The sequence below is a fragment of the Rhodoferax sp. EU05-FHT12H12 genome (assembly GCF_058791215.1).
In genome coordinates this window covers 122110-136527 of record NZ_JBYTDI010000001.1, presented here as the reverse complement: position 1 = coordinate 136527, position 14418 = coordinate 122110, and the positions used below count along the sequence as shown (strand labels likewise).

13 protein-coding genes and 1 riboswitch are annotated in these 14418 nt (G+C 59.9%); of the genes, 11 read left to right on the top strand and 2 right to left on the bottom strand.

All coding sequences use genetic code 11. The features are described 5' to 3' along the window. Positions 1-4: 4 nt before the first annotated feature. The 4 genes from AC3WS7_RS00615 to AC3WS7_RS00600 all read left to right on the top strand — a co-directional run bounded on the left by AC3WS7_RS00615 (position 5) and on the right by AC3WS7_RS00600 (position 3296). Positions 5-1285: a L,D-transpeptidase family protein gene (locus AC3WS7_RS00615; RefSeq protein WP_492655014.1), complete on the top strand. Its 1281-nt coding sequence runs from the start codon at positions 5-7 to the stop codon at positions 1283-1285. 68 nt (positions 1286-1353) lie between these two features. After that, a complete protein-coding gene (locus tag AC3WS7_RS00610) occupies positions 1354-1965 on the top strand; it encodes a peptidylprolyl isomerase (RefSeq protein ID WP_492655548.1) in 612 nt (203 codons plus the stop codon). Between the two features lie 3 nt (positions 1966-1968). Next, positions 1969-2475: a peptidylprolyl isomerase gene (locus AC3WS7_RS00605; protein ID WP_296470999.1), complete on the top strand. Its 507-nt coding sequence runs from the start codon at positions 1969-1971 to the stop codon at positions 2473-2475. A 17-nt stretch (positions 2476-2492) separates the two neighbouring features. Continuing rightward, a complete protein-coding gene (locus AC3WS7_RS00600; RefSeq protein WP_492655013.1) occupies positions 2493-3296 on the top strand; it encodes a UDP-2,3-diacylglucosamine diphosphatase in 804 nt (267 codons plus the stop codon). Here AC3WS7_RS00600 and AC3WS7_RS00595 read toward each other — a convergent pair. Next, on the bottom strand, positions 3271-4938 hold the full coding sequence (locus AC3WS7_RS00595; RefSeq protein ID WP_492655012.1) for an HD domain-containing phosphohydrolase: 1668 nt from the start codon (positions 4936-4938) through the stop codon (positions 3271-3273). The genes AC3WS7_RS00600 and AC3WS7_RS00595 overlap by 26 nt on opposite strands. 43 nt (positions 4939-4981) lie before the next feature. After that, complete coding sequence (locus AC3WS7_RS00590) at positions 4982-7696, bottom strand: DUF349 domain-containing protein (RefSeq protein ID WP_492655011.1); 2715 nt, start codon at positions 7694-7696, stop codon at positions 4982-4984. A gap of 903 nt (positions 7697-8599) precedes the next feature. On the opposite strand from AC3WS7_RS00590, the gene AC3WS7_RS00585 reads away from it, so the two are divergent. From AC3WS7_RS00585 to AC3WS7_RS00555, 7 genes are all read left to right on the top strand, one after another. After that, on the top strand, positions 8600-9424 hold the full coding sequence (locus tag AC3WS7_RS00585; protein ID WP_492655010.1) for a lytic transglycosylase domain-containing protein: 825 nt from the start codon (positions 8600-8602) through the stop codon (positions 9422-9424). An 18-nt stretch (positions 9425-9442) separates the two neighbouring features. Then, positions 9443-9570, top strand: a riboswitch (ZMP/ZTP riboswitch). A gap of 41 nt (positions 9571-9611) precedes the next feature. Beyond that, positions 9612-10856: a serine hydroxymethyltransferase gene (gene glyA / locus AC3WS7_RS00580; protein ID WP_296471014.1), complete on the top strand. Its 1245-nt coding sequence runs from the start codon at positions 9612-9614 to the stop codon at positions 10854-10856. A 100-nt stretch (positions 10857-10956) separates the two neighbouring features. Continuing rightward, positions 10957-11406, top strand: a complete 450-nt coding sequence (gene nrdR / locus AC3WS7_RS00575; RefSeq protein WP_296471017.1) for a transcriptional regulator NrdR — start codon at positions 10957-10959, stop codon at positions 11404-11406. A 93-nt stretch (positions 11407-11499) separates the two neighbouring features. Further along, on the top strand, positions 11500-12129 hold the full coding sequence (locus tag AC3WS7_RS00570; protein WP_492655009.1) for a GspH/FimT family pseudopilin: 630 nt from the start codon (positions 11500-11502) through the stop codon (positions 12127-12129). Then, entirely contained in the window at positions 12126-12719 is a 594-nt protein-coding gene (pilV, locus tag AC3WS7_RS00565) for a type IV pilus modification protein PilV (protein ID WP_492655008.1), read from the top strand. Before AC3WS7_RS00570 ends, pilV begins: the two co-directional genes overlap by 4 nt. After that, positions 12716-13717 (top strand): PilW family protein, encoded by a 1002-nt coding sequence (locus AC3WS7_RS00560; RefSeq protein WP_492655007.1) that lies wholly within the window; start codon positions 12716-12718, stop codon positions 13715-13717. The genes pilV and AC3WS7_RS00560 overlap by 4 nt, the downstream gene beginning before the upstream one ends. Next, positions 13717-14412 (top strand): pilus assembly PilX family protein, encoded by a 696-nt coding sequence (locus AC3WS7_RS00555; protein ID WP_492655006.1) that lies wholly within the window; start codon positions 13717-13719, stop codon positions 14410-14412. The genes AC3WS7_RS00560 and AC3WS7_RS00555 overlap by 1 nt, the downstream gene beginning before the upstream one ends. The last annotated feature ends 6 nt before the right edge of the window (positions 14413-14418 follow it).

The window sequence follows — 14418 nt, the reverse complement described above, 5'->3', positions numbered from 1 at the left end:
GCCAATGACCCGCCTCCGCGAGCCCGTGCGCCCTGCCCGTTTTCTGCAACGCTGCTTCAGCTTGTCGCTGCGCCTCTTGGTGCTGTTGGCAATCGCCGCGCCGCCAGCCTTTGCCAACAAACGGCTGGACAAGACCCACCTCCAGCGCACCAGCGCAGCCCCCAGCGCCCTCGATGCACAGGGGGTGGCCGAGGCACGCTTGATTGACATCTACAGCCTGATCGGCAAAGGCCAGAGCCGGGAAGCCTTGGGCAAGGCTGAAAAGCTGGCGCAAGAGTTACCGCACTTTCAGCTCGCCCAGCTGGTGTATGGCGACTTGCTGGCAGCCCGCACACGCCCTGTGGCCAAGCTGGGCGATGTCCCCGACACCATGGCCAAGGCAGCACCCGCCATCCTCAATGAATTGCGCGAAGAGTCGCTGCGGCGTGTGCGCGCCCTGCGCGAGCGCCCCCCAGCGGGTATGGTGCCTGCGCAATTTTTACAACTCTCCCAGCGAACGCGACACGCCATTGCTGTGGACGCATCACGTTCGCGCCTGTACCTGTTTGCCAACACCGCCGCAGGACTGAATTTGGTGGCGGACTACTACATTTCAGTCGGCAAAGCAGGCACTGCCAAAGATGTGGAAGGCGACCAGCGCACCCCATTAGGCGTGTACTACATCACCAGCAACCTGGACCCCAAAAGCCTGAAGGACTTTTATGGCTCCGGTGCTCTGCCCATCAATTACCCCAATGTGCTGGACGCCAAGCGCGGCAAAACGGGCAGTGGCATTTGGCTGCATGGCACACCGCCCAACCAGTTCTCGCGCCCCCCCCAGGCGACAGACGGCTGCGTGGTACTGGCCAACCCCGACCTGGAACACATCATCCGAACCGTGGAGGTGCGCGCCACCCCAGTGCTGATTGCGCCGCAGTTGCGCTGGGTCAGTCCCAGTACCTCGCGCACCGAGGCCAAGCCCTTTGAAGACGCACTCTTGGCATGGCGCAATGCCAAAACGACCGGGGATGTTGCCCAGGTACTGTCTTTCTACACGACGGACTTCAACAGCAACGGCAAAAACTTGGCGCAGTGGACCCCTACCCTGCGCTCGGAAATGCAAAAAAGCCAGGGCCGCACAATTCAACTGAAAGACGTGTCGTACCTGCGCTGGACCGACAGCGCGGACACCATGGTGGCCACCTTTGGTGAAGTGGCAGACGGCGTGCGCATAGGCCTTACCAAACGGCAGTACTGGATACGCCAAGAGAACCAATGGAAAATTTTCTACGAAGGAATTCTGTAATGCGTACCTTGACGGTGAAGCCACTGCGCAAGCTCTGGTTGGCATGTGCGCTGGCATTGGTGAGCTGTATGGCCGCGGCACAAAATCCCCTGGTGAAATTCCAGACCAGTGCGGGCGACTTCACCGTGGAGCTGTACCCGGACAAAGCCCCGAAGACAGTGGAAAACTTCCTCCAGTACGTCAAAGACAAACACTACAACGGCACGATTTTTCACCGTGTCATTCCCAATTTCATGGTGCAGGGTGGCGGCTTTGATGGCAAATACGCCGAAAAGCCAACGCGCCCCCCTGTGGCGCATGAAGGTCGGGAAGCCCTGAGCCGTGGTGGTCCACGCAACACGGTGGGTACCCTTGCCATGGCACGCACCAACGATCCGCAGTCGGCCACCGCCCAGTTCTTCATCAATGTGCAGGACAATGCCTTCCTAGACCCGGTGCTGATTCCACCGGGTGACCCGGTGCCGCGCTTTGAATACCAAGGCCAGGTCTACAAGGACACGCCGCGTGCGGCACTCCTGAATTCGCCGCAGCTGTTTGGCTACACCGTGTTCGGCAAGGTCATCAGCGGCATGGATGTGATCACCAAGATCAAGTCCACCCCCACCGGCGCTGGTGGTCCTTTCCGCAGCGACGTTCCGCAAACCCCCATCACCATCAACTCCGCCACAGTGGCGAAATAAACCATGAGCAATCCCCAAGTCGAACTCCATATCACCGGCTACGGCGTCATCACGCTGGAACTGGATGCAGACAAAGCCCCCAAGTCCACGGCCAACTTCCTGGCCTACGTGAACAAGGGCCACTACAACGGCACCATCTTCCACCGTGTCATCCCCGGCTTCATGGTGCAAGGCGGCGGCATGGAACCCGGCATGGGCCAAAAGTCGACCGATGCGCCCATTGAAAACGAGGCCAACAACGGCCTCAAGAACGCTGTGTACACCGTGGCTATGGCCCGCACAGGCGACCCGCACTCGGCGACTGCCCAGTTCTTTATCAATGTGGCCGATAACGGTTTCCTGAACCACACCGCCCCCTCCACCCAAGGCTGGGGCTACGCCGTGTTTGGCAAAGTGGTGTCTGGCACCGACGTGGTCGACAAGATCAAGGCTGTGAAGACTGGCCGCAAGGGCTTCCATGACGACGTGCCCAAGGAAGACGTGGTCATTGAAAAAGCCGTCGCGCTGTAAATCACGGGTGCTGAGGGATGGAACTGTACGCGCCATCCCACTGGCAACGCATCGACGTCATTTCTGACCTGCACCTACAGGCCAGTGAACCGCAAACCTTCGAGGCCTGGCGCCAGTACCTGGACCAGACCACGGCGGATGCGGTTTTTATTTTGGGCGATCTGTTTGAGGTGTGGGTGGGCGACGATGTGCTCACGCAGACCACCAGTTTCGAAGCCCAGTGCAGCCGCGTGCTACACCAGACCGCACAACGCCTGCCGGTTTACCTGATGCACGGCAACCGCGACTTTCTGATGGGTGAAACCCTGATGCAAACCTGCGGTGCCACCCTGCTCCCAGACCCCACGGTGCTGCAGATCGGCTCTGCCCGCTGGTTGCTCAGCCACGGCGACGCGCTCTGTCTGGATGACACCGACTACCAGGTCTTTCGTGCCCAGGTGCGCAGCCCCGAGTGGCAACGCCATTTTCTCAACCAACCATGGGCACAACGGCAAGAAATCGCACGCGGCATACGCAGCGAAAGCGACGCCAAGAAACGGGGTGGAGCCGAGTACGCCGATGTGGACACACCGGCTGCGCTGCGGTGGTTGGCCGCGGAGAATGCGCAGCACCTGCTGCATGGCCACACGCACAAGCCCGGTTTTCACCGGCTTGATGCCACGCACGACCGCACGGTGCTCAGCGATTGGGATGTGGGCGCAAGGCCACCGCGCGCAGAGGTACTGCGTCTGTCATGGAACTCGTCTGCAGAAACTGAAGTGCAGGTCAGCCGCCTGCCCCCCGATAGCCCAGAAATCAGTTCACCCAGGCTTGCGGATTGACATCGTCAATCTGCCAGGGGTCCAAAAACTGCTGGGCGTAACGCAAGTACACCTGCTCCTGCACAAAGATATCGAACAGGTCGGGGTCGATATGGCCACCGGTGCGGAACTTGTGCATGATGCCCATGGCCTGTGAAAGCTTCATGCCCTGTTTGTAAGGGCGATCGCGCGCGGTCAGTGCCTCAAAAATATCGGCGATGCCCATGACGCGGGCCTGCACCGACATCTGCTCGCGTGTCAGCCCCTTGGGGTAGCCCTTGCCATCCATGCGCTCGTGGTGGCCACCGGCGTATTCGGGCACATTCTTCAAGTGCTTGGGCCAGGGCAGCTGCTCCAGCATCTTGATGGTGGCCACGATGTGGTAATTGATGGTGTCGCGCTCACCGGCGGTCAGGGTGCCTGCACGTATGGTCAGGTTTTCAATCTCGTCAGCCGTCAGGAACTCGGACTCCACCCCATCGGTATTGCGCCACAGCGTGCCAGTGCCTACCCGGCGTACGCGTTCGATATCGGAATCGCTCATGAACTCGCCACCCTGGTTAGCCTTGCGCAGGAATTCACGGTCTTCATCCAGGGCCTCGATGGCGCTGCGGGCACTTGCCATGATGTCAGCCTCAGCCTGCGTGTCATGCACTTCACGCCGCGCCAGTTGCGCACGGAGTGCGGCAATTTCACGGTCACGCTTGAGCACTTCAAAGCGGGTGTCAATGAGCTGCATCCGGTCGAACAGGGTTTGCAGCTTGGTGGCCTTGTCCACCACGTGCACCGGCGTGGTGACTTTGCCGCAATCGTGCAACAGGCCGGCAATTTTGAGTTCGTAACGATCCCGGTCGTCCATGCGAAAACCCGCGAGGGGGCCGCTTTGGGTGGCATTCACCGCTTCGGCCAGCATCATGGTCAGCGCCGGCACGCGCTGGCAATGCCCCCCGGTGTAATGCGACTTCTCATCAATAGCCAAGTTGATGAGGCTGATGAAGGACTCAAACAGCGCTTCCAACTGCGTCATCAGATTGCGGTTAGTGATCGCGATGGCGGCTTGCGAGGCCAAGGACTCCGCCAAGCTCTGGTCCGCAGTGGAAAAAGGCTGTACCAGCCCGGTGCTGGGGTGCTGGGCATTGATCAACTGCAACACACCAATGACGTCACCCTCATGGTCCTTCATGGGCACGGCCAGGAAAGATTGCGAGCGGTAGCCGGTGCGTTCGTCAAACTGACGGGTGCCCGAGAAGTCGAAATTGGCCTCGGTGTAGGCGTCGGCAATGTTGACGGTTTGATTGTGCAAGGCCGCATACGCGGCCACCAGTGAATCGTTGCGCCGCCCTTGGTCATCGTGCAGCGGCAGGTTCGGAAAGTGGATGGGCTTGCCCGAAGTTCCTCCCATGGCGATGTGCAGTGAGTCGGTACGCAAAATCTCAAACCGCAAGGCCTGCTGGTCATCCGTCACGCGGTACAGCGTGCCGCCGTCCGCATGGGTGATGGTTTTGGCCGCCACCAAAATACTCTCCAGCAAGCGCGTGATGTCGCGCTCTTTGGACAGCGCCGAACCAATCGCGTTGAGTTGCTCCAGCCTGCGCAGCAGATCGTCCACTGAGTCCACAGTTGTCCCCTTGGTCAAAGCGCCCTCTCCCAAGGGCTCAACCATTGTTCCACATCAGCAGACAACGCGCCTGCGTGGCGCACAGGGTTTATCGCTTGAGCAAGACCTTGAGCACGGTTTGCAAACGGCGTGCATCCGCCGCGTTGAACTCACCGGATAACACTGCTGCGGCATCCTGGCCCCAAGTCTGGGCCGGGGCCGGATCGTTGCGACGTGTAAGCAACTGCAGCTGCAGGCCACGACGGGCATCCAGATGCTCAGCCGGCGTGGGCACTTCTGCCGCCATCTCCAGGCGCAGCAGAGACTGCACCGCGGCCGGCTTGGCCGCACCCTCCACGGCCTTCACCCACACAGGGCGGTTTTGGGCCGCAGCACGGCTACCCAGCTCTTGTGCAGGGGGCAGCAGGCTGGCGTCGCGTTTTTCCCACGCTGTCAGCAGCTGGGTCAGCGCCTCGCCATGGGCCTGGGCAGCCAGCTTTTTGAGTGCCAGTTGGGCATGCTCCAGCGCGTCACGCTGAGCACGGAAGGCGGTATCGCCCAAACGCGGCGCAGCGGGCGCGTAGCTGCGGTCACCGCGGTCATCACGGCGCGGACCCCGGTCACCCCAGGGAGCGGCAGCACCATCCCGGCCACCGCGCCCCGCACCAGCATCCTTGCGGTCGCCAAATTTGCCACCACGGCCACCGGGAGCGGCGGGCGCTTCTTTCTTCATGCCGGGGCGGTCGTCACCACGCACGGCCACCACGGGTTTAGGCGCAGCCTTGGCGGGCACCACCGGGGCTTGTGGCGCACTGGCTTCGTCAGCCACGGCGGCCACCTCGTCGGAATTTGCTATCAAATCAGGAGCTGCTTGCGCAGATTCCTCGGGGACTAGAGGCATATTTGATGCCTCTGCGGCCGCAGACTGGGCGGCTTGCTCTTGGACGCCCGCAGCCGTCACCTCAGCTTGCGCTTGGGCCTGGCCTTGCAAAGCAGCTTCCAGCGCGGCCATGGCAGCACGAATAGCCTGGGCATCGCCCGAGGCATTGGCAGCTTCAAGGGCCTTGGCCGCATCCAGCACCACGCGGTCACGCGCGCCCAGAGCGGTTTCGGCTTTTTCACGCTCTACAGTCTTGCGGTTGAAGGCATCGTCAATCGGTTTGCGGAAGGCATCCCACAGCTTTTGCTCTTGCCGACGATCAATCGGCACCGCGTGGGCCTGCACTTGCCAGCGCTGTTGTAGCGCCTTGACGGCATCGATGCGCAGCACGGGGGCGGCGCCCAACACCTTGGCTTCTTCAATCATGGCGTGGCGGGCAGCCAGGCTTTGGGCCTGCAGCGCTTCCAGCGGGGCAGCGGCGTTGGCAATGGCGGCTTTCCACAGCGGTTGCAGTTCGGCAAACACTTTTTCGCCCACGTGACCACCTTCGCGCCAGCGGTCGCCGAACTGGTGCAGGATGCGGTTGAAGCCTTTCCAGTCATCGTCCAGCGCGGTGCGGTTGGCTAGCGCCCAGGCGTCGACCTCGGCAATCAGCGCCAGGCGCTGGGCTTTGTGCTCGGCAGATTCGGCCTTGACCTTCTCCAGCCAGCCTTCAACCACTTTGTAAGCCTCGTTGCAGGCTTCGTCAAAACGTTTCCACAGCGCGTGGTTGGGCACACCGCCTTGGTCGGTTTGTTTCCACTGGTCGCGCAAGGTCCGCAGGGTTTCCTGCATCTTCCGGCCGCCAATGGCCTGGCCTTCGGGCCGTTTGAGCAGGCCCTCCGCCTTGGTCACCAGCTCCTCGCGGATCTGGTCGGCACGCCAGCGTTGCCAGCCTTCGAGCTCACCCGCCGCCGCCAGAGCCGCGTGGGCCTGGTTTTCGAGCTTGCCGTCAATAACTTTGCCAAACTCCTTGAGCGCATTGCGCAATGCATTGGCGGCACCGGTGCTGGCCTTGCCGTGGCCTTCTGCCACTTCCTGCTCCAGTGTGGTCAGGGCTGCGCGCACGGCCGTCGCCGCCTGGGCGCGCACTTCGGGGTCAATCTTGGGTTTGGCCTGTTTGGCCGGCGCCTCGACAGGTACGCCGCGCGCGGTACGCAACTCGTCTGCCCACACGGGCACAGGTGGCAACGGTGCACTGGCATCGGCCGCGGCGACCACCGCCAGGTTCAAGGCCGCCTGGAACGCATCCCACACCACCAACAACTGGCCACGTGACGCGTCCAGCAGCGGCGGAAACTTCAGGTCCACACTGACCCAGCTGGCATGCGCCACCAGTGCCGTGGCCTGGGTTTGCCAATGCTCCACGTCGGTCCGCAGGGCGTCCAGCGCAGCTTGGGCATCGCCCCAGGACTTGGTGGACAGCACTTCAATGCGCTGCGCCAACAGCACGGCAGCCTCGCGCTGCACCTGCACCTGGTGCTGCAGGTCTTCAATGCTCCGCACCCGCTCTGCTAGCTGGGTCTTGAGGGTGCTCAGTGGTTCTTTGCTCAGCGGTGCGCCGGCCTTGGCCGCATCGCGCTGCCAGGCCAGGGCGTCGGCAATGTTCAGTTTGGCGGTGTCGATGAGCGCCTGTGCACGGGCAGCCCACTCGGCGGCCAACAGCTCTTGCCCTTTGGCCCGCTTGGCTTCGTCCAAGCGCTCACGCACCAGCTTGGCAGCGCCCTTGTCTTTGACGCTGAGTTCCCGAAACACCTCGGCCAGCAGATCAGCGCTGGGGTTGCCCTGCAGCCACTCCCGGATGCGGGAAGCCCGGTCGCCAGCGGTTGCAGCGGAGAATGCACCGCCGGTCAGGCTGTCCAGTTGGGCAATGTCGAGGTGTTTGGCGGAGTTGGACGAGGTCACAGTGGGTAGCAATCAGGGTTGGTAAACAAAAATACAGCCGGGTATTTTCGCCTCGAAATGCAATGCTCCCTCCGTTTTTTGCAGCAAGTCCACACAGTGGGCCCGGCAGACATCACCCTTGCCATGCAAATTTACATGCATAACACCCCCAAATGCCCATGGATACTGCGCAAGTAGCTCCATTATTGATAGCAATTTAGTACCCCCACGTCGTCGGGCGGTGGTGGTCCTTCCGCGTGCGAGCGCCCAGACGCAGGGATGCATACATATATATAGAGAGGCATGCCACCTACAAGGCCCCAGGAGATGGCAAAAGAAAGCCCGACAGAAGTCTGAACAGACCGCTGCCGGGCTCGATGGCTGACCGAAGGTCCATGCCATCAGGGGTTGTCGCAGGGGAGCTTGCAGTCCCACCACGAACATGAAGCAATAGATTGCCTCCTTGGGGTTACCGGGGCCGCTTTATCACGGTGCCTGGGCACGGACTGGCTACTGCCGGAACAACGCCTGAATGTTCAGGCCCGCGAAGTCTAGGCACGGGGAACGGCAGTTTCAAATCAAAGTTTCAATGGCAAACCGTCCGTCGATTGGCGAGTTAAGGCCATGTCCCTAAATGCACAAAACTGCCAATTTGTTGGCAAAACAGGTGAAAAACAAACAACCAAATATATCAATCCAATTTGATATGGTTGACTATGTATATAAAAGCCACCTAGAATCCGCCCATCCCAAGTTTTGACTAGGGATTACCCGCCCCGCTGCCGAACCCGGCATATTCAAATCGCTGCACATGTCGAGACGACGCCGCAGGATATTGATAGCGTACCAACCCAAACGAGGTGCCTGATCCGCCCCGCTGCATGCCAGCGACACGGTCCTGCCCCCGCCTAAGAAGGAAGAGCTATGACAGCGACTCAACAATTCACCAAGGGCCTGCGCATCGTTGCGACAGACATTGCCCAAGGTTTCTTCGAAATCACCCACAACGGCGTCGCCCTCCTCGGCTTGGCCGTCATGTTTGCCATCATCACCCTGACGGCACGTCCCGAAATCCGCCAGGCTGGTGAAATCCAGCTCATGGGCTGGCTCCAAAACCGCCACGTGGTCGCTACAGGCATCGCCACAGAACCCGATGCGGTGGAGCGTGCCACGGCCGCCAACCCGCAGGCTTTGCCCAGGCAGCAAGCGGCGGTGGCCTTCTGGCTCAGCAAAAAGTACAGCGTGGCACCAGAGCCTCTGAGCGCGCTGGTGGCAGAGGCTTACGAGATCGGCCAGCGGACCAAGCTGGACCCTACCCTCATTCTGGCGATCATGGCCATCGAGTCCGGCTTCAACCCTTTTGCCCAAAGCCATGTAGGTGCCCAGGGCCTGATGCAGGTGATGACCAAGGTCCATAGCGACAAATACGAGGGCTTTGGCGGCAAGCATGCTGCATTTGACCCCGTTTCCAATTTGCGCGTCGGCGTGAAGGTGCTGCAGGAATGCATCGCGCGCGCCGGTTCCGTCGAGGGTGGCCTGAAGTACTACGTGGGGGCAGCCAACCTGGAAGACGATGGCGGCTACACCGCCAAGGTGATGGCCGAACATGCGCGGCTGCAATCCATTGCGGCCGGCAAACCCCTGCCGCTGATGGCGCCCCCAGTCACTGCCGTGCCCGTGAAGTTACCCACCCCAGAAGTTGCGCAGCCCGTAGGCGCAGAAAACGTCGCCCACGTGGCCAACTCCTGAGCGCGCTCGGTTAAACTCCTGCTTGCACGCAACTGGCGATAGGCGCCGGGCCCCACAGGCCCTTTGGCGCTGACGTGGGACACCACTGGGAAGCGTGCCGCAAGCCTCTTCGGGCTTGCGATCAGCCGTTCGCCTGGGCAGCCCTGTGTCTTTCAGACCCACAGGCCCTTTGTCTTTTAGGACTGCCATGTACGACCGCAACATCCTTGTTGAACAAGCCGACCCCGAATTGTGGGCTGCCATCCTGGCCGAGAACGCACGCCAGGAACACCACATTGAGCTGATTGCCAGCGAAAACTATGCCTCCCCCGCCGTCATGGCCGCCCAGGGCAGCCAACTGACCAACAAATACGCCGAAGGCTACCCCGGCCGCCGCTACTACGGTGGCTGCGAGCACGTAGACGTGGCCGAACAATTGGCCATTGACCGTATCAAACAAATCTTCGGCGCCGAAGCCGCCAACGTGCAACCGCACTGCGGCGCTTCCGCCAACGAAGCCGTCTTTCTGGCTTTCCTGAAGCCCGGCGACACCATCATGGGCATGAGCTTGGCCGAAGGCGGCCACCTGACCCACGGCATGCCACTGAACATGAGTGGCAAATGGTTCAACGTGGTGAGCTACGGCCTGGACGCCAACGAAGCCATCGACTACGAAGCCATGGAGCGCAAGGCGCGCGAGACCAAGCCCAAGCTGATCATTGCCGGTGCATCCGCTTACTCCCTGACCATTGACTTTGAACGTTTTGCCAAGATTGCCAAGGAAATCGGGGCCATCTTCATGGTGGACATGGCCCACTACGCAGGTTTGATCGCCGCTGGTGTGTACCCCAACCCCGTGCCCCACGCCGACGTGGTGACCTCCACCACCCACAAGAGCCTGCGCGGCCCCCGCGGTGGCATCATCCTGATGAAGGCCGAGCACGAGAAAGCCATCAACAGCGCCATCTTCCCTGGCCTGCAAGGCGGCCCGCTGATGCACGTGATTGCCGCCAAAGCAGTTGCGTTCAAAGAAGCCATGGCGCCAGAGTTCAAGACTTACCAGCAGCAAGTGGCGCGCAATGCCAAGATCGTGGCCGAAACGCTGACCGCCCGCGGCCTGCGCATCGTCAGCGGCGGCACCGACAGCCACGTGATGCTGGTGGACCTGCGCTCCAAGGGCATTACCGGCAAGGAAGCCGAGGCTGTGCTGGGCGCCGCCCACATGACCATCAACAAAAACGCGATCCCCAACGACCCCGAGAAGCCTATGGTCACCAGCGGCGTGCGCATCGGCACCCCCGCCATGACCACCCGTGGCTTCAAGGACGAGGAAGCCCGCGCCACGGCCAACCTGATTGCCGACGTGCTGGACAACCCACGCGACGAGGCCAACATCGCGGCCGTGCGCGCCAAGGTGCATGCGCTGACATCACGTTTCCCTGTGTACCGCTAAGCACAATGGACAGCGCGAACAGCTACTATTTTGATAGCTGCTCGCGCTTATTCCATGCAGGCTAGAGTTCAATTTGGCATAAAATTAGCCCGTACACACCATGAAATGTCCCTTCTGCAGCCACTCTGAAACCCAAGTCGTGGAGACCCGGATTTCGGAAGACGGGGACTTTATCCGCCGCCGCCGCCAGTGCGGATCGTGCGAAAAACGCTTCACCACCTACGAGCGCCCGGACGTCAACTTCCCTGCCATCGTCAAGAAAGACGGCCGTCGCATCGAGTACGAACGCGCCAAGCTGCTCGCCTCCATGAACCTGGCCCTGCGCAAACGGCCGGTAAGCACCGAGCAAATCGACAGCGCCATCGAGCGCATCGAAGAAAAACTCCTCAATCTGGGCCTGCGCGAAGTCCAGTCCACCCGCATCGGCGAGCTGGTAATGCGCGAACTCAAGAAGCTGGACAAAGTGGCCTATGTTCGATTTGCCAGCGTGTACCGGAGTTTTGAGGACATTGACGAATTCAAGACGCTGGTGGATGAGGTGAGTCGGTAGCTCCACCAGAGTCCCAAAACCGATGGGACTAGTGGTATCGCACCAGCGATAACCGGGCACTCAACTGCCGCACACAATTTCTATACTCTGGGCATGTCCGTCCCAAGTCTCCATTTACCGCCCCACGCAATTGCCGGCACACCAGGCACAGGCTACGCAACTGGCGTCACACTGATTGAGTTGCTGGTCACGGTTGCCATTTTGGCCATTATTTTGGCCCTTGGCGTGCCCAGTCTGCGCGAAATGCAGGTACGTAGCCAAGTGGGGAGCATTACGTCGGACTTTGCCAATGACGTGGCACGTGCCCGAACAGAGGCAATTACAAGAAATAGTTGCGTAGCTATTTGTACTTCTATCAATACCGCAAATGCTTTGACCGGCGGAACGCCGACCTGTGCCGCGGTGGGCAATAAGAATTGGCAAAACGGTTGGATTATTTTTGCCAACCCCACCTGCTCAACCGCGCAAAACAACCCGACCACCAATGGATCAACTTTGATTGCCGTGCGGCAGACCGGAGACAGCAACTTCAAGCTCGAGTCGAGCGACAGCCTTCGCCGACTGACATTTGAATCCAGAGGCTTGACGAACTCAGGTCAGAGCAATTTCACACTTTCATACGAGCCAGAATCTGTAAGTAGCCCCCACTACCGATCGATCTGTATCAGCTCGTCGGGACGCGTAACCGTCAAGCAATATGCAGGAGTTAGTGCATGTCCATGAGAACCCAGCAAGGCGCTGGATTAATCGAAGCCTTAGTTGCCATTCTGGTACTGTCCATCGGATTGCTTGGCATGCTCGGTATGCAAACGGCAGCGCTCAAGTATGAACAGTCGAGCTGGATTCGCAGCGCCCTGTCCTCCAATATTGCCAGTTTGGCCGACCGCATTCGCGCCAACTCTGGCGCATTGGCCACCGCCTACAACTACACACGGACCTACGCGGCAGAGCGCGCAGCCATCGAAGCCAGTGCCACCTACTTTGACCCCGCCAAGGACTGCGACACAACGACCTGCGATGCGGCGGAATTGGCAACTTACGATTTGCTGGTTTGGCGAAGGGATCTCGACCAACAGCTGCCTGGAGCCACCGGGTTTGTGGTTCCCACTGGCACTAAAGGGGTTGACCTTCGGTTCTTGGTGACCGTGGCTTGGTATGACAAAGACAATGTGGATGCGGGTGTTTTGCAATCGCCAGCTATTTGCACCGCGGCCACTACGGGTGTAGCCGCACGCAACTGCTGCCCTGCGGCGGTGGGAACCGCCGCAGCCTTGGTTGGAGTCCGTTGCGCCAACCTGGAGTTAATTCCATGAGCCACGTGCGTATGCATCCCCAGTTGAGGGCCCAACAAGCCGGCTTGACCTTGGTCGAGCTGATGGTGAGCCTGGTGATCAGCTTGGCCATTGGTTTAGCTGCGGCCACCGCCTATCTTGCTGCCAGAAGCACATCAACGGCAATGTCCAGCGTATCTATCGTCAATGAAAACGCAAAGCTGGTTTTGGACATGGTCGGCCGGGAACTGCAAATGGCCGGGTACTACCCTGCCATCATGTCCAACGGCACAGGCAGCACCAATCTGATGGGCGGATTTAGCAATACCAAGAATCCAGCGGTAGTCGCCTACAACCAAGGGCTCTTTGGCTGCGATGGCGCACGATTTAACCCCGTTACCGGAACCTGCCCGGCCGCCGTGGCCAATACCCCTGACTCCGTGGTGATTAATTATTTTGGTATCCCGGAGTTGGACTCGACCACCACATTCTCAAGCGGTTTTGACTGCCTGCGACAAGACGTAGAAAATGATGCAAATAATACTGCTCAAGTCGCCGCCGGACGCCCGCGCTATATCTCCAACCGCTTTGGATTGGTCGCCAATAACTACACCGTGCAAGGACCTGGCACGACAGAGCGCGCAGTCGCCACCATGAGCTTGGGTTGCAACGGGAATGGCAGAAACCCAGAGGACGGCGTCTACCAACCCATGTTCGAAGGGCTGGCAGACATGGTGTTCCGTTACGGCGTGCACAACGGCACCGGCAGTTTGTCGCCAGAGACTTACCACACTGCTGCAGAGGTATCTGCCTTGCCCATTGCAGGTGGTAAAACCGGATGGCAGCGGGTCACGGCAGTTCATGTCTGCATTTTGACCCGTACGATGGAAAACTCTCGCACCCAAGACGCAGTGGGTGTGAACCGTACCTATAACGATTGCCGTGGAAATGCTGTGGCCTACGATGCTGCCGACCGCACCATCTTCAAACGCTTTGAGCGGGTTTTTGCCATCCGCAACAACCTCAACGGAGTGTATTGATGCGCTCTTCCAACCCCATGCGTTCTATTCGCGCCAACTCAGATGGCATTGCACTGCCCATGGTGCTGATGTTTTTGCTTGTGATCACCATCTTGGGAACATTGGGAATTCGGCATGCCACTGTGGGTGAAAAACTTACCCGCAACCAGCTGGATTACGAGGTTGCCCGGCAAGCGGCGGAAGCAGCTTTGCGAGATGCCGAGCGCGACCTGATGCTAACGATTTCCACACGGCTGCCTACGGCACTATGCCCTCGCAATGATGACCGGCCGCTCACAGGCGCCTTGCGTGCCCCCAACTTTGACACCAATTGTCCGCGGGGCCAGTGCCGATATGAGTTGAGTTATTACGATTCCAGCAATTACACGGCAGACCCCGTAGTCAACCCAGAACCATGGTGGCCGACTACGAATGACAAGAATGGTCGATGGGAAGGTGATCCTGCAGGACCGGTAAGCGCCAAACCAAGTGATGCAGCAGGCGTAGGTACGAACTGCACTTTCGATGGATCAGTACCTTTAGGCACCTTCACTGGTGTAGCGCGCTTGAGCGGCGTTGCACGGCAACCCGAATACATCATGGAATATCTCTCACGCGGTGATGACAAAGTGGTTCGAGTCACAGCACGTGGATTTGGTGCCGACGTGAATACTGAAGTAGTAATGCAAAGTTATTTCCGCCCGTTTTTGCGGTAAGGAAGC